This is a genomic window from Streptomyces sp. NPDC001194, from assembly GCF_042896985.1.
Lineage (GTDB): Bacteria > Actinomycetota > Actinomycetes > Streptomycetales > Streptomycetaceae > Streptomyces.
In genome coordinates this window covers 82,170-104,087 of sequence record NZ_JBIAXU010000018.1, presented here as the reverse complement: position 1 = coordinate 104,087, position 21,918 = coordinate 82,170, and the positions used below count along the sequence as shown (strand labels likewise).

Sequence of the window (21,918 nt, the reverse complement as noted above, 5' to 3'; positions counted from 1 at the left end):
GCGTTGATCGGACGTCCATCGGCGCCGATGAGTATCTCCGGCATGTCGATGAACACCGCCACCACCACCGCCACCACCGCAGCGCCCGCCTGGTACGACCTCGCCCTCTGCGCCCAGACCGGGCCGGGCTTCTTCTTCCCGGAGCCGGGCTCGTCCCTGCGCGACGCGAAGCGGCTGTGCGGGGCGTGCGAGGGCCGCACGGCATGCCTGGAGTACGCCCTGGCCAATGACGAGCGCTTCGGCGTCTGGGGCGGACTCTCGGAGTCGGAGCGCCTCGCCCTGCGCCCGCGCGGCTGACCGGGCCCGCCGTCGCCGGGCCGAAATCCCGGACGACACGAAACCCTGGCACGGCGGGGGCCGTGCCAGGGTTTCGAGGTCTTGCGGCCTGGGTCAGGCCGTGCGGGCCGGGCCGGGCCGTGCGGGCCTCGTGAGTCGGTCAGGCCTTGCGGGCCGCGAGACGCGCGGCGCGGGCGGCCAGACGCTCGTCGAACTTGCGGGCCTCGGAGTCCAGGCCGTTCATGAAGAGCCCGAGCTCCTCCTGGGCCTGCCGGCCCTCGGGGCCGAGGCCGTCGATGTCCATGATCTTCAGGAAGCGGATCACCGGGCTCAGCACGTCGTCGTGGTGGATCCGCAGGTTGTAGACCCCGCCGATCGCCATCTGCGCGGCCATCCGCTCGAAGCCGGGCATGCCGTGTCCGGGCATCCGGAAGTTGACCACGACGTCCCGCACGGACTGCATCGTCAGGTCCGGGGCGAGCTCGAAGGCCGCGCCCAGCAGGTTGCGGTAGAAGACCATGTGCAGGTTCTCGTCCTGCGCGATGCGGGCCAGCATCCGGTCGCAGACCGGGTCACCGGACTGGTGGCCGGTGTTGCGGTGCGAGATGCGGGTCGCGAGCTCCTGGAAGGCCACGTACGCCACCGAGTGCAGCATCGAGTGCCGGTTGTCGGACTCGAAGCCCTCCGACATGTGCTGCATGCGGAACGCTTCCAGCTTGTCCGGGTCCACGGCGCGCGAGGCCAGCAGGTAGTCGCGCATCACGATGCCGTGGCGGCCCTCCTCGGCCGTCCAGCGGTGCACCCACGTGCCCCAGGCGCCGTTGCGGCCGAAGAGCGTGGCGATCTCGTGGTGGTAGCTGGGGAGGTTGTCCTCGGTCAGCAGGTTCACGACCAGCGCGATCTTGCCGATGTCGGTGACCTTGGACTGCTGCGGGTCCCAGGCCTCGCCGTCCTCGAAGAAGCCCGGGAAGTTCCGGCCGTCGCTCCACGGGACGTACTCGTGGGGCATCCAGTCCTTGGTGACCTTCAGATGGCGGTTGAGTTCCTTCTCGACCACCTCTTCCAGCGCGAACAGCAGCTTGGCGTCGGTCCACGCCTCCGAGCTGCCGAGGTGGGGAGAGGTGATTGTCACGGGTGCTCCTGGGGACAAAGCGAGATACCTACGGTTCCGTAGCCTACGAATCCGTAGGTTAAGCGGAGCGTGAGGGCCCGCCAAGCCCCAGGCGTTCATATGACCGGTTACGTCCGGTTATCTGCGCAGTTTGAAGGCGTGCAGGAGAGGCCCGCCGGGACGAAAGTCGCCCCGGCAGGTGGCCCGCGACGCCCGCCTTGACGGCTGTCGCCATCCGGACGGGCATCGCGGCGGCGGAGCCGGCCGCGCGGTGGCCGGGCCGCGGGCTCACTCGTGCCAGAGGGCCTCGCGCACCTCCTCGGCCGTGGTCGGCTTCAGCTCGCCGTCGAGCAGCAGCCAACGGGTGATCCCGATCGACTCCAGGAACGGCACGTCGTGGCTGGCCACCAGCAGCGCACCCTCGTACGACTCCAGCGCGTCCGTGAGCTGCCGTACGCTCGCCAGGTCGAGGTTGTTCGTCGGCTCGTCCAGCATCAGCAGCTGCGGAGCCGGCTCGGCCAGCAGCAGCGCCGCCAGCGCCGCCCGGAACCGCTCGCCGCCCGACAGGGTGCCGGCCGGCCGGTCCGCCCGGGCGCCCCGGAGCAGGAAGTGCGCGAGCCGCGCCCGGATCAGGTTGTTCGAGGCCTGCGGGGCGAACCGGGCCACGTTCTCCACCACCGACCGGCTCTCGTCGAGCACGTCCAGCCGCTGCGGCAGGAACCGCGTCGGCACGTGCGTGAGCGCCTCCCCGGACACCGGCGCGAGCGCCCCCGCGATCGTGCGCAGCAGGGTCGTCTTGCCCGAGCCGTTGCTGCCCACCAGGGCGATCCGCTCCGGACCGCGCAGCTCCCACTCGCCCGCGACCCGGGCTCCGTGCGCCAGGTGCACGTCGCTCAAGGTCAGGACCCGGCGGCCCGGCGGGACCTGGGTGGCCGGCAGTTTGATCCGGATCTCGTCGTCGTCCCGGACGGCCTCCGCCGCCTGGTCCAGCCGCTCCTTCGCCTGCGCCAGCTTCTCCGTGTGCATGATGCGGTGCTTGCCGGCCGACTCCTGCGCCGCGCGCTTGCGGGCACCCATGACGATCTTCGGCTCGCGCTTCGTGTCGTACATCTTCTGGCCGTACCGTTTGCGCCGCGCCAACTTCATGTGGGCGTCCGACAGTTCCCGCTTCTGCCGCTGTACGTCGGCCTCCGCGACCCGGACCATCCGCTCGGCCGCGTCCTGCTCGGTGGCGAGCTGCTCCTCGTACGCCGAGAAGTTCCCTCCGTACCAGCGGACTTCGCCGTCGCGCAGGTCGGCGATCTGGTCGACCCGCTCCAGCAGCTCGCGGTCGTGGCTGACCAGGAGCATCACCCCGGACCAGGACTCGACCGCCGCGTACAGCCGGCGCCGGGCCCGCAGGTCCAGGTTGTTCGTCGGCTCGTCCAGCAGCAGGACGTCGGGTCGGGCGAGCAGCAGCGCGGCGAGGCGCAGCAACACGCATTCGCCGCCGGAGAGTTCGCCGACCGTGCGGTCCAGGCCGATCCGGGCGAGGCCGAGCTGGTCGAGGGTGGCCAGGGCCCGCTCCTCGACGTCCCAGTCGTCGCCCACCGCGGCGAAGTTCGCCTCGGTGGCCTCGCCCGCCTCGATGGCGTGCAGGGCGGCGCGGGTGGTGCGGATGCCGAGCGCCTCGTCGACGCGCAGGGCGGTGTCGAGGGTGACGTTCTGCGGGAGGTGTCCGAGGGTGCCGGCCACGGACAACTGGCCCTCTGACGGTGTCAGTTCACCCGCGATGAGTTTCAGCAGGGTGGACTTGCCGCAGCCGTTGGTCCCGATCAGGCCGGTGCGGCCGGGGCCGACGGCCAGCTGGAAGTCCTCGAAGACGGGAGTTCCGTCGGGCCAGTCGAAGGACAGGGCGGAGCAGGTGATGAATGCAGGGGTATGGCTCATGGAGGCCTCCAGGTTGCGTGAGTGGTGCGTGCAACGCGGGGAGACAGCCGACGGTCGGATCCGACGCGGAACGGGTCGGATCGGAGGGATCAGTGGGATCGGTCGGTGTCTCGGACCTCAGAAGAGCAACGTCCTGCTCCGTTTCGACGGCAGTGGGGCGTCTACGAAGCTACGGGCGGCCGGGAGCCGCCCGCAAACGAATTAACCGCGGGAGGGTGGGGGATCCGGACTCAGTGCGGGTCGCGCATCAGCTCGGCGAGGCTGTGGTCCATGTCGAGGTACAGGTGCTCCAGACCCGGCGGCACGATCGTCGCGGCCCGCTCCAGGAACCGGTGCAGCTCGGCCGTCAGCATCAGCACGATCGCCACGCCCTCGGAGGCGTGGAACTCGATGGTGGTCCGGTCGATGTCGTACGGCCGCACCCGCACGTCGCCCCACCCCGTGGGGTGGTCCAGCCCCGATTCGAGGAGCTCGCGGGCGAAGGTCCACGAAACCTCGACGCCTTCCAGGGTGGCGGGAGCGGGGAAGGCCATGCGCACGGCGAAGGGGTCCGCACGGTCGTAGCAGAGCGTGACGGGTACGGTCTCGACCTTCGGGGCGGTGGCGACCAGACGGGCCTGCACGGCCTGCTCGATAACAGTGATCAAGGCTCGCTCCCTTGCGGCGGATCTGCTGCCGGGCATGGGGTGAAGCCCGGCAACCGGATAGACGCCGGAATCGGCAAATCCGTGCATGCGAACTGACGTGAGCTGTGTCACCGATTGGCTGGAACGCGTCCGTTTGATCGCACAGAGTGACGGGTGGAAGCGTGTGGGTGAAGGGGTCTCAGTCGTTGCCGCATGCCCCGGAGTGGTCGCAGAACGGCTGGTTCCCGCTCACTCCACAAGCGCAAAGCATGGCCCTGGTCTCCCGCCGGACGGCCCCCTCGGGGGTCGTCACCCGCAGATCGCCGCGCACGACGAGCTGCCCGGCGGGTGACCGTACGACCGTGGTCGGCCGGTCCGGCTCCTCGGCCGGCCCCTCGTCGGCGAGCCGGTACCGCAGCGCGCCCGAAGGGCACCGGCGGATCACCTCCGCGACCCGCTCCGGCTCGGCGCCGTCCGGCTGTACCCACGGACGCCTCCCCGAGTCGAACACCTCGGGGAGTCCGCGCACGCATTCGGCGGCGTGCAGGCACCGCCCGGTGTCGTAGGTGACGGTGATGCGCTTGCCGTCGTAGGCCTTGGGTTCCTTGGATGGCATGGCCTCAGCGTAGGAACGCGGGGGCGCGGACGCACCCTGGACGCCGAATCCGCCGTGCATTAGCTTCCGGCGCCATGAGACTTCTGGGAGTTGGCATGTGCGCGGCAGTTTTGGCGGTGGGTCTGCTGGCCGCCCCGGCGCACGCGGAAGACCCGGGCGACGAGCAGGCATTACGGGGCGAAAGCGTGGGCTGGGCGCTGAAGGACACCGGGAAGGACGCCCGGTTCCGCGGACTGGCGGCGGTCAGCCGCTCCACGGCCTGGGTGGCCGGCACCAAGGGCACGGTGCTGCGCACGGTGGACGGCGGCCGCAGCTGGCGTGACGTCTCGCCGCCGGGCGCGGTCGCGGAGGGACTGGAGCTGCGCGACATCGAGGCCTTCGACGCGCGCCGCGCGGTGGCCCTGTCCATCGGGGAGGGCGCCGCCTCGCGGGTGCTGCGCACCGAGGACGGCGGCGCCACCTGGACCGAGGCCTTCCGCAACCCCGATCCACGGGCCTTCTACGACTGCCTCACCTTCTTCGACTCCCGGCACGGGCTGGCCATGAGCGACCCGGTGGACGGCAGGTTCCGGATCCTGTCGACGGACGACGGCGGCCGGAGCTGGGCGGTGCTGCCGAGTACGGGCATGCCGGACGCCCTGCCGGGCGAGGCCGGCTTCGCGGCCAGTGGCCAGTGCCTGGTGAACGCCGGGGCGCGCGATGTCTGGCTGGCCACGGGCGGCGGCGCGACCGCCCGGATCCTGCACTCGGCGGACCGCGGCCGCACCTGGCGGGTCGCCGAATCGGGCATCCCTGCGGGGGACCCGGCCAAGGGGGTCTTCGCCCTGGCCTTCCGCGACCGTACGACGGGCCTCGCGGTCGGCGGCGACTACCGCACCGGCGAGGCCTCCCCGCAGGCCGCCGCGGTATCGGCGGACGCGGGCCGCACCTGGCGCCCGTCTCCCACCCCGCCGCCCGCCTACCGCTCGGGCGCGGCCTGGCTCCCGCACCTGCGCACCGTGGCCCTGGCGGTCGGGCCGACGGGCACGGACGTCACGACGGACGCCGGCAGGACGTGGCGGCCCCTGGCCCCGGGCTCGTTCGACACGGTCGACTGCGCGAGCGACGGCGGCTGCTGGGCGGCGGGGGAGAAGGGACGGGTGGGGAGGTTGGAGGGGGTGTGAGGCGATGGGCGGGGGCTTCGGGGCGGGGTCGGGTGACTCAGGCGGGGGCTTCGGGAGCGGGACTCGTGTGCTCGGGGTCGGGACGGTGTTCGGGGGTTTCCCGGCAGTCCACTGTCCTTCCGTGTCGGGTCGGTCCCTCAAGGGCGCTCCCTGCGGTCGCGTCGCTCCGCGATGGCCTTCGGCCACCCTTGACCGACCGCCCCGCCCCGGAAAGACAACAGACTGCCGGGAAACCCCCGAAGGAATGGCCGGGAGGATACCGAGGAGGAGCGGGCCCTCAGCGATCCTGACCGGCACTCTTCGCCGGCCGTAATCCCCTTCCGGGGCCACCGGCCGTCGGCCAGTCCTGGGGGCGCGTCAGATCGCCACGCCTCCTGTCGGCATGGCGTCCGGCGGCCGTCTGGGGCCGGACGCGGTTGTTTTGCGCCGAACGGGTCGACGACGAGCGGTGGCGACGTTGCGGCCCGGTCGTTGCAGCGGAGCGTCATAGGGTGGCCGTCGCTCACCGGCGACGGAAGGAACGGACGTTCATGGCGTACGACCGGCGGGACCGTGCGATCTTCGGCGTCACGCCCGCCACCACGGTGACCCACGACGTCGGCCTGCTCGTACTCCGGCTCGTCGTCGGCCTCACCATGGCCGGTCACGGTACGCAGAAGCTCTTCGGCTGGTTCAAAGGCCCGGGCCTCTCGGCCACCGGCAAGGGCTTCTCGATGAGCGGGTATCCCGCCGGGGACGCCATGGCGGTCATCGCCGGTCTCTCGGAGACCCTGGGTGGCCTGGGGCTCGCCCTGGGCCTGCTCACCCCGCTCGCGGGCGCGGCTCTGACCGGAACCTTCATCAACATCCTGGCCGTTCGGGGCTTGAACACCTTCTTCGCCCCCAAGGGCGTGGAGCTGGAGTCCGTGCTCTTCGCGGCCGTCATCGCCCTCACGCTCACCGGGCCGGGCCGTTTCTCCGTCGACCACCTCCTCCCCGTCCTCCGCGAGTCGCGTCCCCGCTACTCCGTTCTCGGACTGGTCCTGGGAGCCGTGGTCGGGTTCGTCGTCCTCCTCATCCGCGACTGACCGTCACCAGCCCCGGACGGTCGTCGGACGCCGATCGGGAGAAGCGCGTAGCGATCTGAGGCGTACCGGTGGGGGACGGTCATCTCATCGTCATCCGGTGCGGGTTGGGGCCCGCCGAGGTCCGGGCAGGCCGATCGCGAGGCCCTTGGGTGTGCCGGTGCGCAGGGGGCGCCGATCAGGATCGCTGAGGGCCCGTTCCTGCCCGGTATCCTCCCGGCCGTTCCTTCGGGGGTTTCCCGGCAGTCTGTTGTCTTTCCGGGGCGGGGCGGTCGGTCAAGGGTGGAGCGCAGCGACATCGCGGAGCGACGCGACCGCAGGGAGCGCCCTTGACGGACCGGCCCGACACGGAAGGACAGTGGACTGACGGGACGCCCCCGGACACACCACCGACCCCGACTGTGCGGGTCCCGCCCCCCCGAAGCCCCGCCCAGCCCTCTCAAGCCCGCCCCTAAACCACCGGGTTTTCCCGTACGTTCTCCAAGTCCCCCGACGTCTTCGTCGCGAGGAACTCCGTGATGCGGTACTCGCATACGCCGGCCAGGGTGAAGGGGTCCTCCGCCGCGATGCGCTCGATCTCCGTACGGGAGACGCCTGCCGCCAGGATGATGCCGCCCTCGCGCGGGACCTTGCGGCCCGAGGCGAGGAAGACGCCCGAGGCGTAATAGCCGTCCAGCCACGCGATGTGGGCGTCCAGCTCGTCTTCTACGGCTTCGATGGGTGCGGTGTACGTGAGCTCCATGACGAACATGATCGCCAGGCTACTCTCGCACCATCATGACGACTGTGAAGACCCCCGCCGATGAGGCCGAAGCCCGGGCGATACAGGACGAACTGCGCAAGACCGTGGTGCTCGACGAGGCCGGTCCGCCGCCCGGACGCGGGCTGGTCGCGGGCGTGGACGTCGCCTACGACGACGAACGCGACCTCGTCGCCGCCGCGGCCGTCGTCCTCGACGCCGCCACCCTGGAGGTCGTCGAGGAGGCGACGGCCGTCGGGCACGTGAGCTTCCCGTACGTGCCCGGGCTCCTCGCCTTCCGCGAGCTGCCCACCGTGCTGGCCGCGCTCGACTCGCTCACCGCCGTTCCCGACCTGGTCGTCTGCGACGGCTACGGGCTCGCCCACCCCCGCGGCTTCGGCCTCGCCTGCCACCTCGGGGTCGTGACCGGCCTGCCGAGCATGGGCGTCGCGAAGAACCCGTTCACGTTCACGTACGAGGAGCCCGGGGCCCGGCGCGGCGACGCCGCCCCGCTGGTCGCGGCCGACGGCGCCGTCGTCGGGCGGGCGCTGCGCACGCAGGACGGGATCAAGCCGGTGTACGTCTCCGTGGGCCACCGGATCTCCCTCGACACCGCCTGCGCCCACGCCCTCGAGCTGAGCCCGCGCTTCCGGATCCCCGAGTCCACCCGGCACGCCGACTCGCTCTGCCGTCGGGCCCTGCGGGAAGCCTCCTGACCGGCGGCCGGTTCAGCGGGCGGCGGCCACCCGGAAACGGATCCCCGCCTTCTGGAGCCGGTCGAGCAGGGCGTCGCCCATCGCCACGGCCGTGGTGAGCTGGCCGGCCCGCTCCGGCAGCGCGTCGTACGCGAGGCACAGCGCCGACTCCGCCAGCATCTTGGCGGTCTCCCCGTAGCCCGGGTCGCCGCCCGAGACCTCGGTGAACACGCGGCGGCCGCCGCCCTCGCCCACGAAGCGGACCGTGAACCAGCTGCGCGCCCGCCGCTCCGCGTCCGGGCCCCGGCCCGGCTCCCAGCGGCTCATCAGCCATCGGCGCGCCGCCGGGAGCTGCGCCAGGCCCACCGCTGCGCCGACCGCCGCCGCACCGCCCACCGCGACCGGGAGGTGCTTCACCGAGGCGTACTGCCGGTAGCGGAAGTCCGGCCCGTACCGCTCCAGCGCGGCGGCCGAGCGGGTCACGATCCGGTGGTCCAGGGTCGGCAGCGGCAGCGCCCAGGCGCCGGTCTCCCGGCTGAACCGCGGCGCGCCCAGGGGTCCCCGTACGCGGCGGTCCAGGAGCCGGGGCTCGTGCAGCCGCCGCTCCTGCGCCGCCGCGAGGGTCTGCGGCCCGCGGCCCATGGCGGTCAGCGCGGAGGCCAGGGTGCCGCCGGAGAAGGCCGCGTTGGAGCGCATGAAGCCGTCCACCCGCAGCGGGACGCCCTCCGGCAGCTGCCCCACGGTGAAGTACGCGCCGAGGTCGGCCGGGATCGAGTCGAAGCCGCAGGCGTGCACCAGGCGCGCGCCGCTCTCCCGGGCCCGGGCGTCGTGCTCGACGTACGTCCGGTCCACGAACTCCGGCTCCCCGGTGAGGTCCACGTAGTCCGTGCCCGCCGCCGCGCAGGCGGCGACCAGCTCCGCCCCGTACAGCACGTACGGTCCGACGGTCGTGGCCAGGACCCGGGTGGAGGCGGCCAGTTCCCGTACGGCCGACGCGTCGCCGGCGTCCGCGCGCAGCAGCGGCAGCGAGGCGCAGCCGGGGTCGAGGGCGGTCAGCCGCTCGCGCAGCCGCTCCAGCTTCCCGAGGTCGCGCCCCGCGAGGGCCCACCGGCAGCCGGCGGGGGCGTGCGCGGCGAGGTACTCGGCGGTGAGGGCGCCGACGAAGCCGGTCGCGCCGAAGAGCACCACGTCATAGGACCGTTCGCGTGCGCCTGAGGGATCGCGCCCCGCGGCCCCGTCGGCCTGTCGAACCTCTTCGTTCACCACGGCTCCTCCCACTCCTGTCGGTGGCTGAGGCTAACGCGCGCGCCCCCTGTGCAGAACAGCGCCCCGGGGGCGGCCTGGGGGCCGTTCCGGGGCGCTCGCGGGCGGCGCGGGGCGCCGCGCCTCAGTTCTCCTGGTACATGCCGAAGATGTCGACGATGAGGTCGGTGTCGCCGTCGCTCTGGTTCCAGAAGTCGACGACGCCGGTGGAGCCGGTGCTCGCCTGGACCAGGTTCGGGACGGTCTTGCCGGTCGTCCAGTTCAGGGTGGAGGAGCCGGGCGGGTTCGGCAGGCTCGCCGTGCCCTGGTCGTAGGCGTTCTGCGTGTTCGGGTCGGGGGCGACGGCGAGGAACCCGCTGTCCTTGGTGTTGGTCACCGTGGTGTTCAGCACGAAGCCGGTGACGCCGTCACCGGGCGAGGACATCTCCGCGTGGATGAAGTCGCGTCCGGCCAGGGGGCCGTGGACGGGGCTCTCGGTGTCGCGCGTGTCGAGCATGCGCATCGGCATGAACGGCACGTAGGAGCCCTTGCTCTGCGGGCTGTAGTAGCCGACGACGTCGACGATGACGTCGGCCGGGTTCCAGCCGCCGTTGCGGAGGCTGATCTTGCCGTCGGGGCCGACGGGGACGATCACCGAGTTGGCGATGGTCTGGCCCGTCGTGAAGTTCACGTTCGAGGCGGTCGGGGTCGGCTGCCCGCTCGGGTAGACGGTCAGGTGGCCGTCGCTCTTGGGGGCGGTGACGGTCACGTTGAGCGCGACGGCGGTGACGCCGGAGGCGGGCACCTTGCCGAGGCCGGTGATCTGGGTGCTGAAGGACCCGTAGCCGGCGAGCTGGCCCTTGGCGGTGCCGGTGCCGCTGCGGGTGTCGACGAAGCGCTGCGGCGCCAGCGGGGTGTAGCCGCTGGAGGCGGTCTGCGTGAAGTAGCCGGTGACGTCGGCGATGAGGTCGACCGACTCCCAGCCGCCGTTGTACAGGTTGACGTAGCCGTTCTCGCCGACCGGCACGATGACCAGGTTCGGGACGGTCTGGCCGGGAACGAAGTTGACGTTCGAGGTGCTCGGCTTGTCGTCGCCGTCGGCGAAGGCGGTGACGTGGCCGCCGCTGGTGGTGCCGGTGACGGTGACGTTGAGGACGACCGCGGTCACGCCGGCCGGGATGGAGCCGTTCCCGCCGATCTTCAGGTGCGCCGAGGTGTACGGGGCCACCTTGGCCTTCGCGGCGCCGGTGCCGTTGCGGGTGTCCAGGAGGCGGGTCGGGCCGTACGGGGTGTAGTCCGAACCCTCGGTCGTGACGGCCACCTCGTTGGTGACCGTGGTGTTGGCGGCCTTGTCCGTCACGGTGACCTTGACGGTGTAGGTGCCGAGCTCCGCGTAGGCGTGCTCCGACTCCACGACCTGGGTGCCGGAGGCGGAGGCGGTGGTGACGGCCCCGTCGCCCCAGGCGATGCTGACGTCGAGCGGGGTGGCCGCGCTGGTGATGGAGCTTTCCACGGCGATCCCGTGGGCGCTGACGGCGAAGGCGTCCAGGCCGACCGCGAGGGTCGGGTTGGCGGCGGCGGTCTCCGTCATGGGGGCGGCCGCGAGCTTGCTCTTGGGGGCCGGTGCGCTCTGCCGGATCGACCGGTCGGCCGGGCTGGAGAACTTGGCGGTGTTCTTCAGGCCGGCCTGTGCCAGGTCGGGCTTGCTGATGCCCTGGGCATCACCGGAATCGGTGCCGGCCGCGTGGGCCATGCCCGGTATGAGAGAAATGCCGGCCGCGAAGACGGCGGCGGATGCTGCGAGTCGGCGGTAGGACACCGAGCCCCCTATGTTCCGTGAGCCCTTGGCCAGGGCTGAAAGCTCGCTCAGATTACATAGCTCCTGAGCTTCCGCTTAACGGCCCCCCGCGCTCGTTTCCCGCGTCCGCGGAAAGGATCTCGAAAGGGGCGCGGAAATCACCTCTGGCTGCTGTGATCAGGTGTTTCGTATTCTCTGGCCAGTTGTCCGGGTAGGCCCCGAAAAGGCCGACGGCGGGGCCGATGTCGCCGTCATTCCGATTCCGGTATCCGATTGTGCCGAGGGTGGCGGTGGCCGGATCCCAACGGCGCCCGCGAGGGGGCCGTGGTCCGCTTCCCGGTCCGTGTCGGGGGACGGCGCTAGCGTGAGGACCGAGTGTCCGTGCGAGCGGGCGGCGGTGGTGACGGGAGGCGTCGGTGAAGGCTGCGGTGCGCAAGTGGGAGGCGGTGCGGGAGTTCGCCCAGGGGCTGCCGGAGGCCGTGATGGACTTTCCCTGGGGGCCCGAGGACTGCGTCGTGAAGGTCAACAAGAAGATCTTCGTGTTCCTGGGCGGCGTCGACGGTCCGCGGGCGCCCGGGCTCTCGGTGAAGCTCAAGGACGAGGCGCTCCACGGTCACGCCATGACGGCGCCAGGGGCGGAGCCGACCGGGTACGGGCTGGGCAGGGCCGGCTGGGTCTTCGTGCCGCTGGGGGAGAAGGGGGCACCGGCCCTCGACGTGCTGTGCGAGTGGGTGGAGGAGAGCTACCGGACGGTCGCCCTCAAGCGCCACCTCAAGGAACTCGACGCACGGCTCGCGCCGGGGCCCGACGCGGACCCCGGGGCGCGAAACGAGTCAACCGGCTAAGCGGTTGCTCTTGTGCTGAGTGGGGCGCGTTCCTAGCATCACTGGTGTTACATCAGTTGTGTCACACAATGGCGCGCCACGGATGCTACGGACGCTGGGGGCTCGATGGCAGTGACAGGGAACGTGCCGGGCGGGCCGGACGCGGTCGGCGGGCCGGACGTGCCGCACGAGCCGGGCGTGCCCGGAGGCGGCCGCGGCCCGCTCGCGGGCCTGCGCGTCGTCGAACTGGCGGGCATCGGCCCCGGCCCGTTCGCCGCCATGCTCCTCGCCGACCTGGGGGCGGACGTCGTACGGGTGGACCGGCCCGGCGGCGGCGGACTCGCGGTCGACCCCGCGTACGACGTCACCAACCGCGGCAAGCGCTCCGTCCTGGTCGACCTGAAGTCCGCCGAGGGCCCGGCCCGCGTACTGGACCTCGTCGAGCGCGCCGACGTGCTCATCGAGGGTTTCCGGCCCCAGGTCGCCGAGCGGCTCGGCGTCGGCCCCGCCGAATGCCACGCCCGCAACCCGAAGCTCGTCTACGGCCGGATGACCGGCTGGGGCCAGGACGGCCCGCTCGCCCACACCGCCGGGCACGACATCGCGTACATCGCCGTCACCGGCGCCCTCGGCATGATCGGGAAGCCGGGCGAGCCGCCCGCCGTCCCCGCCAACCTCGTCGGGGACTACGCGGGCGGCTCGCTCTACCTGGTGATCGGCGTGCTCGCCGCCCTCCGGCACGCCCGCACCCCCGGTGGCACCGGCCAGGTCGTCGACGCGGCCATCGTCGACGGCACCGCCCACCTCACGGCCATGATCCACGGCATGATGGCGGCCGGCGGCTGGCAGGACCGGCGCGGGGCCAACCTCCTCGACGGCGGCTGCCCGTTCTACGGCACGTACGAGACCTCCGACGGCGGGTACATGGCGGTCGGCGCGCTGGAGCAGCAGTTCTACGACACCTTCGTCGAGCTGCTCGGCATCGAGGGCCGGGCCCCGGCCCGCAAGGACCTGGCCCGCTGGGGCGAGCTCCGCGAGGCCGTCGCCGCCCGCTTCAAATCCCGTACGAGACAGGAGTGGACGGCGGTGTTCGAGGGATCCGACGCCTGCGTGGCGCCCGTACTGTCCCTGCGCGAGGCGCCGCTCCACCCGCACCTCGCCGCCCGCGCCACCTTCACCGACTTCGGCGGGATCACCCAGCCCGCCCCCGCGCCCCGGTTCTCGGCCACCCCGGCCGCGGTCGCCGCCGGCCCCGCCCTGCCCGGCGCGCACACCGAATCCGTGGCCCGCGACTGGGACGTACCGGCCCTGCTCCCGAAAGAGGTCTGATGGAACTGTCCATGATGCTCGACTACGCCGGGGACCCGCGCCGGGCCGCCGACGAGGCCGCGGCGCTGGAGGCGGCCGGGCTCGACGCCGTCTGGGTCGCCGAGGCCTGGGGCTTCGACTCCCCGACGATCATGGGCTACCTCGCCGCCCGCACCGAGCGGATGAAGATCGGCTCGGCCATCCTCAACGTCTACTCGCGCACCCCGGCCCTCGTCGCCCAGACCGCCGCCGGACTCGACGCGGTCTCCGGCGGCCGGGCGCTGCTGGGCCTCGGAGCCTCCGGCCCGCAGGTCGTCGAGGGCTGGCACGGGAAGCCCTACGACAAGCCGATCGGCCGGACCCGCGAGACCGTCGAGCTGTGCCGCCGGATCTGGCGCCGCGAGACGATCGACCACCACGGCATCACCGACATGCCGCTGCCGCCAGAGAAGGGCGGCCGGCACGGCAAGCCGCTGAAGATCCTGACCCGGCCGGTCCGCGACGCGGTCCCCGTCTACATCGCCTCGCTCGGTCCCGCCAACGTACGGATGACCGCCGAGATCGCCGACGGCTGGCTGCCCACCCTGTTCCTGCCGGAGAAGGCCCACGCGGTGTGGGGGAGCGCCCTCGCCGAGGGCGCCGCCCTGCGCTCCCCGGAGCTCGGCCCGCTGCAGACCGTGGCGGGCGGGCTGCTCGCGATCGGCGAGGACGCCGCCGCCGCACGGGACCTCGCGCGCCCGCAGATCGCCCTGTACGTCGGCGGGATGGGCGCGGTCGGCAAGAACTTCTACAACGACCTCGCCGTCGCCTACGGGTACGGGGAGGAGGCCCGGAAGATCCAGGAGCTCTACCTCTCCGGCCGCAAGCGCGATGCGGCTGCCGCCGTACCGGACGAGTTCTGCGAGCTCATGACCCTGTGCGGGCCGGAGGGCTACGTGCGCGAGCGCGTCGAGGCCTTCCGGGAGGCGGGCGTCACGATGCTCAACGTCACACCCGTCGGAGCCGAGCCGGCCCGGCTGATCGAAACCGTCAAGAGCTGGCTCTAGGGGGCCCCGATGCAACGCCGCATCTTCGACGCCGACCACGAGGCGTTCCGCGAGACCGTCCGCACCTTCCTCACCAAGGAGGTGCTGCCGCACTACGACCAGTGGGAGAAGGACGGGATCGTCAGCCGCGAGGCCTGGCGGGCCGCCGGCCGGCAGGGCCTGCTGGGCCTGGCCGTCCCGGAGGAGTACGGGGGCGGCGGGAACACCGACTTCCGCTACGCCGCCGTGATCGCCGAGGAGTTCACCCGGGCCGGGGCGGCCGGACTCGCGATCGGCCTGCACAACGACATCATCGGCCCGTACCTCACCTCGCTCGCCACCGAGGAGCAGAAGCGGCGCTGGCTGCCCGGCTTCTGCTCCGGCGAGACCATCACCGCCATCGCGATGACCGAGCCGGGCGCGGGCTCCGACCTCCAGGGGATCCGGACCAGCGCCGAGGACCGCGGCGACCACTGGGTGCTCAACGGCTCCAAGACCTTCATCTCCAACGGCATCCTGGCCGACCTGGTGGTCGTCGTCGCCAGGACCACCCCGGAGGGCGGCGCGCACGGCCTGTCGCTGCTGGTGGTCGAGCGCGGCACGGAGGGCTTCGAACGCGGCCGCAACCTCGACAAGATCGGCCAGAAGGCGCAGGACACCGCCGAGCTGTTCTTCCACGACGTGCGCGTCCCCAAGGAGAACCTGCTCGGCGAGCTGAACGGGGCCTTCGTCCACCTGATGACCAATCTCGCGCAGGAGCGGATGGGCATCGCGATGGCCGGCATCGCCGCCGCCGAGCACCTGCTGGAGATCACCACCACGTACGTGAAGGAGCGCGAGGCCTTCGGGCGGCCGCTCTCCAAGCTCCAGCACATCCGCTTCGAGATAGCGGAGATGGCCACCGAGTGCGCCGTCACCCGCACCTTCCTCGACCGCTGCATCGTCGACCACTCCAACGGCGAGCTGGACCACGTGCACGCGTCGATGGCCAAGTGGTGGGCGACCGAGCTCCAGAAGCGGGTCGCCGACCGCTGCCTGCAACTGCACGGCGGCTACGGGTACATGAGCGAATACCGGGTCGCACGGGCCTTCACCGACGGCCGTATCCAGACCATCTACGGCGGCACGACCGAGATCATGAAAGAGATCATCGGCCGCTCCCTCCTCGGCTAACGCACGACCTCTCCCCGAAAGGCTTGACCAGTGAGCACCGAAGCGTACGTATACGACGCGATCCGCACGCCGCGCGGCCGCGGCAAGGCCAACGGCGCCCTGCACGGCACCAAGCCGATCGACCTGGTCGTCGGCCTGATCAACGCCCTGCGCGAGCGCAACCCCGGCCTGGACCCCGCCACCATCGACGACATCGTGCTCGGCGTCGTCGGCCCGGTCGGCGACCAGGGCTCCGACATCGCCCGGATCGCGGCCATCGCCGCGGGGCTCCCGGACACCGTGGCCGGTGTACAGGAGAACCGCTTCTGCGCCTCCGGCCTGGAAGCCGTCAACCTGGCCGCCGCCAAGGTCCGCTCCGGCTGGGAGGACCTGGTCCTCGCGGGCGGCGTGGAGTCCATGTCCCGCGTCCCGATGGCCTCCGACGGCGGCGCCTGGTTCAACGACCCGATGACCAACTGGGACACCGGCTTCGTCCCGCAGGGCATCGGCGCCGACCTCATCGCCACCATCGAGGGCTTCTCCCGGCGCGACGTCGACGAGTACGCCGCCCTCTCCCAGGAGCGGGCCGCCACCTCCATCAAGGAAGGCCGCTTCGCGAAGTCCGTCGTCCCGGTCACCGACCGCAACGGCCTGGTCGTCCTGGACCAGGAGGAGTTCGTCCGCCCGGGCACCACGGCCGACAGCCTCGCCAAGCTCAAGCCGTCCTTCGCGGACATCGGCGACCTCGGCGGCTTCGACGCCGTCGCCCTGCAGAAGTACCACTGGATCGAGAAGATCGACCACGTCCACCACGCGGGCAACTCCTCCGGCATCGTCGACGGCGCCTCGCTCGTCGCGATCGGCACCCGCGAGGCGGGGGAGCGCAACGGACTGGCTCCCCGCGCCCGGATCGTCTCGGCCGCGGTCTCCGGCTCCGAGCCCACCATCATGCTCACCGGCCCCGCCCCGGCCACCCGCAAGGCCCTCGCCAAGGCCGGCCTGACCATCGACGACATCGACCTGATCGAGATGAACGAGGCCTTCGCCGGCGTCGTGCTGCGCTTCGTCAAGGACATGGGCATCACCCTCGAGCGGGTCAACGTCAACGGCGGGTCCATCGCGCTCGGCCACCCGCTCGGCGCCACCGGCGCGATGCTCCTCGGGACCGTCATCGACGAACTGGAGCGCCAGGACAAGCGCTACGGGCTCGTCACCCTCTGCGTCGGCGGCGGCATGGGCGTCGCCACCATCGTCGAACGCCTCTGAACGCCGTCCTGATCCCCCCGACCTCCTCCCCGACACGGAAGCAGCGAGAAACATGAGCGAGTCCACCACGATCCGCTGGGACCAGGACGAGACCGGCGTCGTCACCCTGACCCTCGACGACCCGGGCCAGTCCGCCAACACGATGAACCAGGCCTTCAAGGACTCCATCGCGGCCGTCGCCGACCGCGCCGAGGCCGAGAAGGACTCCATCCGCGGCATCATCTACACCTCCGCCAAGAAGACCTTCTTCGCGGGCGGCGACCTCAAGGACATGATCCGGCTGCGTCCCGAGGACGCGCAGATCGCCTTCGACACCGGAACCGAGATCAAGCGCTCGCTGCGCCGCATCGAGACCCTCGGCAAGCCCGTCGTCGCCGCGATCAACGGCGCCGCGCTCGGCGGCGGTTACGAGATCTGCCTCGCCTCCCACCACCGCGTGGCCCTCGACGCCCCCGGCTCCAAGATCGGCCTGCCCGAGGTCACCCTCGGCCTGCTCCCGGCCGGCGGCGGTGTCACCCGTACGGTCCGCCTCATGGGCATCGCCGACGCGCTGCTCAAGGTCCTGCTCCAGGGCACCCAGTACAGCCCGCAGCGCGCCCTCGACAACGGGCTCGTCCACGAACTGGCCGCCACCCCCGAGGAGATGCTGGCCAAGGCCCGCGCCTTCATCGACGCCAACCCCGAGTCGAAGCAGCCCTGGGACGTGCCCGGCTACCGGATCCCGGGCGGCACGCCGTCGAACCCGAAGTTCGCCGCCAACCTCCCGGCCTTCCCGGCCAACCTGAGGAAGCAGCTGAACGGCGCCCCGTACCCGGCCCCGCGCAACATCCTGGCGTGTGCCGTCGAGGGCGCCCAGGTGGACTTCGAGACGGCGCTGACCATCGAGGCCCGCTACTTCACCGAGCTGGTCACCGGTCAGACCGCCAAGAACATGATCCAGGCGTTCTTCTTCGACCTCCAGGCCGTCAACGCCGGCCGCAGCCGCCCGCAGGGCGTCGCGCCCCGCAAGGTCAGCAAGGTCGCCGTCCTCGGCGCCGGCATGATGGGCGCGGGCATCGCGTACTCGTGCGCCCGCGCGGGCATCGAGGTGGTGCTGAAGGACGTCACCGCCGAGGCCGCCGCGAAGGGCAAGGCGTACTCCGAGAAGCTGCTCGACAAGGCCGTCTCCCGCGGCCGCAGCACCGAGGCCCAGCGCGCCGAGCTGCTCGCCCGGATCACCCCGACCGCCGAGGCCGCCGACCTGGCCGGCTGCGACGCCGTCATCGAGGCCGTGTTCGAGGACACCTCCCTCAAGCACAAGGTGTTCCAGGAGATCCAGGACGTCATCGCCCCCGACGCGCTGCTCTGCTCCAACACCTCCACGCTGCCCATCACGGGCCTCGCGGAAGGGGTTTCGCGCCCCGTCGACTTCATCGGACTGCACTTCTTCTCGCCCGTCGACAAGATGCCGCTGGTGGAGATCATCAAGGGCGAGCGCACCGGCGACGAGGCCATCGCCCGCGCCTTCGACCTCGTGCGGCAGATCAACAAGACCCCGATCGTGGTCAACGACTCGCGCGGCTTCTTCACCTCGCGCGTCATCGGCCAGTTCATCAACGAGGGCGTGGCGATGGTAGGCGAGGGCGTGGAGCCCGCCTCCATCGAGCAGGCCGCGGCCCAGGCCGGCTACCCGGCCAAGGTGCTCTCCCTGATGGACGAGCTCACGCTCACCCTCCCGCGCAAGATCCGCAACGAGACCCGCAAGGCCTTCGAGGCCGAGGGCCGCCCGTGGACCGCGCACCCCGCGGACGCGGTCATCGACCGGATGGTCGACGAGTTCGGGCGCCCGGGGCGCAGCGGCGGGGCCGGCTTCTACGCGTACGACGAGAGCGGCAAGCGCGCCGGCATCTGGCCGGGCCTGCGCGAGCACTTCGCCAAGCCGGACGCGGACATCCCGTTCGTCGACATGAAGGAGCGGATGCTCTTCTCCGAGGCACTGGACACCGTCCGCTGCCTCGACGAGGGCGTGCTCACCTCGATCGCCGACGCCAACATCGGCTCCATCATGGGCATCGGCTTCCCGGCCTGGACCGGTGGCGTGATCCAGTACATCAACGGCTACGAGGGCGGCCTGGCGGGCTTCGTCGCCCGCGCGCGCGAGCTGGCCGCCCAGTACGGCGAGCGCTTCACCCCGCCGGCCTCGCTCGTCGCGAAGGCCGAACGCGGCGAGACGTACTCCGACTGACCCCGCAGTACCCGCAGTACCCGTAGGACCCGCCGTACCGGCAGGACCCGCCGCGGGCGGCGTTCACCCGGAGCCTTCGGACTCCGAGACGAACGCCGCCCGCAGTTCCTCCTTCAGCGACCGCTGGAATGCGGTCACCAGCGCCTGCACCACCATCGGCTGCATGTGCGCGGACAGCGCCTTCATCGACTCCACCCGCTCCGGATCGCTCTCGCCCCGCGTGAACGGCCCCCACACCTCGTCCCGGAACAGCGCCGTCAGCTCGTGCGCCGTGGTCCGCGCGTGCTCCAGCAGCACCTTGCGCGCCGCCAGGATCGTCTCGTGCGCGATCGGCACGTCCAGCAGCGCGACGCCCAGCCGCAGCAGCCCCACGTCCACCCGGAACCCGTCGGCGGCCGGCGCCAGCACGTTCATCGCCGTCAGCCGCCGCACGTCGGCGTCCGACAGGCTCCGCCCGGCCCGCTTCTCCAGCTCCTCCCGCGACACCTCCTGCGGCGCGTCCGGAGCCCAACTGGACACCATGGCGCGGTGGATCGCCAGGTCGTGCGCGCTCAGGTCGTCGGGCAGGGCGTCCAGATAGCGCTCGATGGCCGACAACGTCATGCCCTGGTGCTGGAGTTCCTCGATGAGCGCCAGCCGGGACAGGTGCTCCGGCCCGTAGTGCCCCACCCGACGCGGGCCGATCACGGGAGGGGGCAAAAGCCCGCGCGTGCTGTAGAAACGAACGGTGCGCACGGTGACGCCCGCCCTGGCCGCCAGCTCGTCGACGGTGAGCATCGGCTCGGGTGCCTGGTCGGCCATCGTCTGCGCCTCGCTCTCTGCTCCACAGCTTGGGTTCAACAGTATTGCTGTCGCACCAACGATGTGAAACGGCCAGGAGCTGCCCATGACCATGAAACTGCGACTGCCCGGACGACCCGAAGAGCTCACCATCCCCGCCCTGCTGGCGCGCAACGCCGCCGAGCACGGGGCTCTCCCCGCCCTCTCCTGGCGAGAGGGCGACGGCTGGACGACCCTCGACTGGACCGAGGTCCGCAGCAAGGTCGCCGTCCTCGCCTCCGGATACGCCGCCCTCGGCGTGGAACGCGGCGAACACGTGCTGATCATGATGGGCAACCGCCCCGAGCACTGGCTGACGGACCTGGCCCTCGTGCACCTCGGCGCCGTCCCGGTCACCGTGTACGGGACCTCCGCGCCCGAGCAGATCGCCCACATCGCCCGGCACAGCCGGGCCCGGGTCGCGGTCCTCGAAGGCGCCGGCGAGCTGGCCCGCTGGGAGCCGCTGCTCGCCGACGCGCAGGTGCCCCTGGAACGGCTGGTCGTGGCCGAGGCCGCCGAGGCGGGTCCGCACCGCACGTACGGATCCCTGTACGCGAGCGGCGCCCGTACGCACCGCCCCGAGGCCTTCGAGAAGGCTTGGCGGGAGACCCGCCCCGAGGACCCGCTGACCGTCGTCTACACCTCCGGGACCACCGGCGACCCCAAGGGCGTGCGGCTGACCCACCGCAACATCATGCTCCAGGCCGTCCGCATCGACGGCCGCACGGACCTGCCCGAGCACGCCGAGCACATCTGCTACCTGCCCTTCGCGCACATCGCCGAGCGGATCCTCGGCATCTACCTGCCGCTGCTGCGGGCCGCGCACGTCCGGCTCGTCGCCGACCCGGCGGCCGTGGGGGCAGCCGTACGCGAACTGCACCCGGTGCAGTTCTTCGGGGTGCCCCGGGTCTGGGAGAAGCTGGCCGCCGGGGTACGGGCGGTGCTCGCGCAGCTCCCCGCCGCGCAGCGGGAGTCCATCGAGGCCGCCAACGACCTCGCCCGGGCCCGGGCCGGCCACCGGGAGCGCGGCGAGCGGATCCCGGCCGCGCTCGAGACCTCGTACACCCGGGCGAAGGAGCAGGTGCTGGACCCGCTGCTGGGCCTGGCCGGGCTGGACCGGCTGGTGTGGACGGCCAGCGCCACCGCCCCGATGCCGATCGACGTGGTCCGCTTCTGGGCGGGCTGGGGGATCACCATCATGGACGCGTGGGGGCTCACGGAGACCTCGGGGGTGTGCACGATCAACAGTCCGGACGGCTTCCGGCTGGGCTCGGTGGGACGCCCGATCGAGGGGCTGGAGCTGCGGCTCGCCGAGGACGGGGAGATCCTCACGCGGGGCGCGACCGTCTTCGCCGGCTACCTGCGGCCCGACGGGTCGGTCGAGAGCGCCCACGACGCCGAGGGCTGGTTCCCGACCGGGGACGTCGGCCGGCTCGACGAGGACGGGTTCCTCTGGCTGACCGACCGCAAGAAGGAACTGATCATCACCTCGAACGGCAAGAACGTCTCGCCGGCCCTGGTGGAGAACACCGTCAAGGAGCACCCGCTGATCGGCCAGGCCCTGGTGCACGGGGACGGCCGCTCCTACCTCGTCGCCCTCCTCGTGCTGGACGGGGAGGTGGCCCCGGCGTGGGCGGCGGCCCGCGGCATCGAGGCCGGCCCGCTGGCCGGGCTCGCGGAGCACCCGGCCGTCCGGGAGGAGATCGCCGCCGCCGTCGCGGCGGCCAACGCCCGGCTCAACCGGACCGAGCAGATCAAGCGGTACCGGCTGCTGACCGAGGAGTGGGGCCCCGCCTCCGGGGAGCTCACCCCGTCGCTGAAACTGCGCCGCAGGGTGGTCCGGGAGAAGTACGGCCCCCTCATCGAGGCCCTGTACGAGGACCCGCACGGGGAACCGCAGGCGGCGCCGGCCCCGTAGCCCGCACGGCCCGTCCGGCGGGCGCGCACGACCGCCCGCCGGACGGGTTCCGGCCGAGCCGCCCGGTGCGGCCATCTCGCCCAACAGCCGGACAGGGGAACGCCGTCCGGGTCACACTGTGGG

19 protein-coding genes are annotated in these 21,918 nt (G+C 72.0%); 11 read left to right on the top strand and 8 right to left on the bottom strand.

Translation table 11 applies throughout. From position 1 onward, the window contains the following. Window positions 1-42: 42 nt before the first annotated feature. The gene (locus tag ACFY1T_RS28575; RefSeq protein WP_384705004.1) at window positions 43-297 is read left to right on the top strand and encodes a WhiB family transcriptional regulator; all 255 of its coding nucleotides are present in this window, start codon (window positions 43-45) and stop codon (window positions 295-297) included. A gap of 139 nt (window positions 298-436) precedes the next feature. Here ACFY1T_RS28575 and ACFY1T_RS28570 read toward each other — a convergent pair whose 3' ends face one another. From ACFY1T_RS28570 to ACFY1T_RS28555, 4 genes are all read right to left on the bottom strand, one after another. After that, window positions 437-1,408, bottom strand: coding sequence for an acyl-ACP desaturase (locus ACFY1T_RS28570; protein WP_390790702.1), 972 nt, complete (start codon window positions 1,406-1,408; stop codon window positions 437-439). Window positions 1,409-1,675: 267 nt separating this feature from the next. Further along, the gene (locus ACFY1T_RS28565) at window positions 1,676-3,316 is read right to left on the bottom strand and encodes an ABC-F family ATP-binding cassette domain-containing protein (protein WP_390790701.1); all 1,641 of its coding nucleotides are present in this window, start codon (window positions 3,314-3,316) and stop codon (window positions 1,676-1,678) included. 230 nt (window positions 3,317-3,546) lie between these two features. Next, window positions 3,547-3,963, bottom strand: coding sequence for an SsgA family sporulation/cell division regulator (locus ACFY1T_RS28560; protein WP_390790700.1), 417 nt, complete (start codon window positions 3,961-3,963; stop codon window positions 3,547-3,549). A 178-nt stretch (window positions 3,964-4,141) separates the two neighbouring features. Continuing rightward, window positions 4,142-4,558 (bottom strand): (4Fe-4S)-binding protein, encoded by a 417-nt coding sequence (locus ACFY1T_RS28555; protein WP_390790699.1) that lies wholly within the window; start codon window positions 4,556-4,558, stop codon window positions 4,142-4,144. Window positions 4,559-4,653: 95 nt separating this feature from the next. Between ACFY1T_RS28555 and ACFY1T_RS28550 the strand changes: the two genes are divergently transcribed. Both ACFY1T_RS28550 and ACFY1T_RS28545 read left to right on the top strand, forming a co-directional pair. After that, window positions 4,654-5,721 carry a WD40/YVTN/BNR-like repeat-containing protein gene (locus tag ACFY1T_RS28550; protein WP_390790698.1) on the top strand — a complete coding sequence of 356 codons (1,068 nt, stop codon included), beginning with the start codon at window positions 4,654-4,656 and terminating at the stop codon, window positions 5,719-5,721. 530 nt (window positions 5,722-6,251) lie between these two features. After that, window positions 6,252-6,788 (top strand): DoxX family protein, encoded by a 537-nt coding sequence (locus tag ACFY1T_RS28545; protein WP_390790697.1) that lies wholly within the window; start codon window positions 6,252-6,254, stop codon window positions 6,786-6,788. Window positions 6,789-7,236: 448 nt separating this feature from the next. Here the strand turns inward: ACFY1T_RS28545 and ACFY1T_RS28540 are convergent, their stop codons facing one another. After that, complete coding sequence (locus tag ACFY1T_RS28540; protein ID WP_030870720.1) at window positions 7,237-7,536, bottom strand: YciI family protein; 300 nt, start codon at window positions 7,534-7,536, stop codon at window positions 7,237-7,239. A 26-nt stretch (window positions 7,537-7,562) separates the two neighbouring features. On the opposite strand from ACFY1T_RS28540, the gene ACFY1T_RS28535 reads away from it, so the two are divergent. Beyond that, window positions 7,563-8,240, top strand: a complete 678-nt coding sequence (locus ACFY1T_RS28535) for an endonuclease V (RefSeq protein WP_390790696.1) — start codon at window positions 7,563-7,565, stop codon at window positions 8,238-8,240. Window positions 8,241-8,252: 12 nt separating this feature from the next. Here ACFY1T_RS28535 and ACFY1T_RS28530 read toward each other — a convergent pair whose 3' ends face one another. Both ACFY1T_RS28530 and ACFY1T_RS28525 read right to left on the bottom strand, forming a co-directional pair. Next, window positions 8,253-9,407, bottom strand: a complete 1,155-nt coding sequence (locus ACFY1T_RS28530) for a saccharopine dehydrogenase family protein (RefSeq protein WP_390790762.1) — start codon at window positions 9,405-9,407, stop codon at window positions 8,253-8,255. A gap of 199 nt (window positions 9,408-9,606) precedes the next feature. Then, on the bottom strand, window positions 9,607-11,214 hold the full coding sequence (locus ACFY1T_RS28525; protein ID WP_390790695.1) for a PKD domain-containing protein: 1,608 nt from the start codon (window positions 11,212-11,214) through the stop codon (window positions 9,607-9,609). 461 nt (window positions 11,215-11,675) lie between these two features. On the opposite strand from ACFY1T_RS28525, the gene ACFY1T_RS28520 reads away from it, so the two are divergent. The 6 genes from ACFY1T_RS28520 (at window position 11,676) to ACFY1T_RS28495 (ending at window position 19,058) form a co-directional block, all read left to right on the top strand. After that, complete coding sequence (locus ACFY1T_RS28520; RefSeq protein WP_390790694.1) at window positions 11,676-12,104, top strand: MmcQ/YjbR family DNA-binding protein; 429 nt, start codon at window positions 11,676-11,678, stop codon at window positions 12,102-12,104. Between the two features lie 105 nt (window positions 12,105-12,209). Continuing rightward, a complete protein-coding gene (locus ACFY1T_RS28515) occupies window positions 12,210-13,412 on the top strand; it encodes a CaiB/BaiF CoA transferase family protein (protein ID WP_390790693.1) in 1,203 nt (400 codons plus the stop codon). Continuing rightward, window positions 13,412-14,437, top strand: a complete 1,026-nt coding sequence (locus ACFY1T_RS28510; protein WP_390790692.1) for an LLM class F420-dependent oxidoreductase — start codon at window positions 13,412-13,414, stop codon at window positions 14,435-14,437. The genes ACFY1T_RS28515 and ACFY1T_RS28510 overlap by 1 nt, the downstream gene beginning before the upstream one ends. A gap of 9 nt (window positions 14,438-14,446) precedes the next feature. After that, window positions 14,447-15,589: an acyl-CoA dehydrogenase family protein gene (locus tag ACFY1T_RS28505; RefSeq protein WP_390790691.1), complete on the top strand. Its 1,143-nt coding sequence runs from the start codon at window positions 14,447-14,449 to the stop codon at window positions 15,587-15,589. Between the two features lie 30 nt (window positions 15,590-15,619). Further along, window positions 15,620-16,834, top strand: a complete 1,215-nt coding sequence (locus ACFY1T_RS28500) for an acetyl-CoA C-acetyltransferase (protein WP_390790690.1) — start codon at window positions 15,620-15,622, stop codon at window positions 16,832-16,834. Window positions 16,835-16,886: 52 nt separating this feature from the next. After that, a complete protein-coding gene (locus tag ACFY1T_RS28495; protein WP_390790689.1) occupies window positions 16,887-19,058 on the top strand; it encodes a 3-hydroxyacyl-CoA dehydrogenase NAD-binding domain-containing protein in 2,172 nt (723 codons plus the stop codon). Between the two features lie 63 nt (window positions 19,059-19,121). On the opposite strand, the gene ACFY1T_RS28490 is transcribed toward ACFY1T_RS28495, so the two are convergent. Next, window positions 19,122-19,859: a MerR family transcriptional regulator gene (locus ACFY1T_RS28490; RefSeq protein WP_390790688.1), complete on the bottom strand. Its 738-nt coding sequence runs from the start codon at window positions 19,857-19,859 to the stop codon at window positions 19,122-19,124. Between the two features lie 85 nt (window positions 19,860-19,944). On the opposite strand from ACFY1T_RS28490, the gene ACFY1T_RS28485 reads away from it, so the two are divergent. Next, window positions 19,945-21,795 carry an AMP-dependent synthetase/ligase gene (locus ACFY1T_RS28485; protein WP_390790687.1) on the top strand — a complete coding sequence of 617 codons (1,851 nt, stop codon included), beginning with the start codon at window positions 19,945-19,947 and terminating at the stop codon, window positions 21,793-21,795. The last annotated feature ends 123 nt before the right edge of the window (window positions 21,796-21,918 follow it).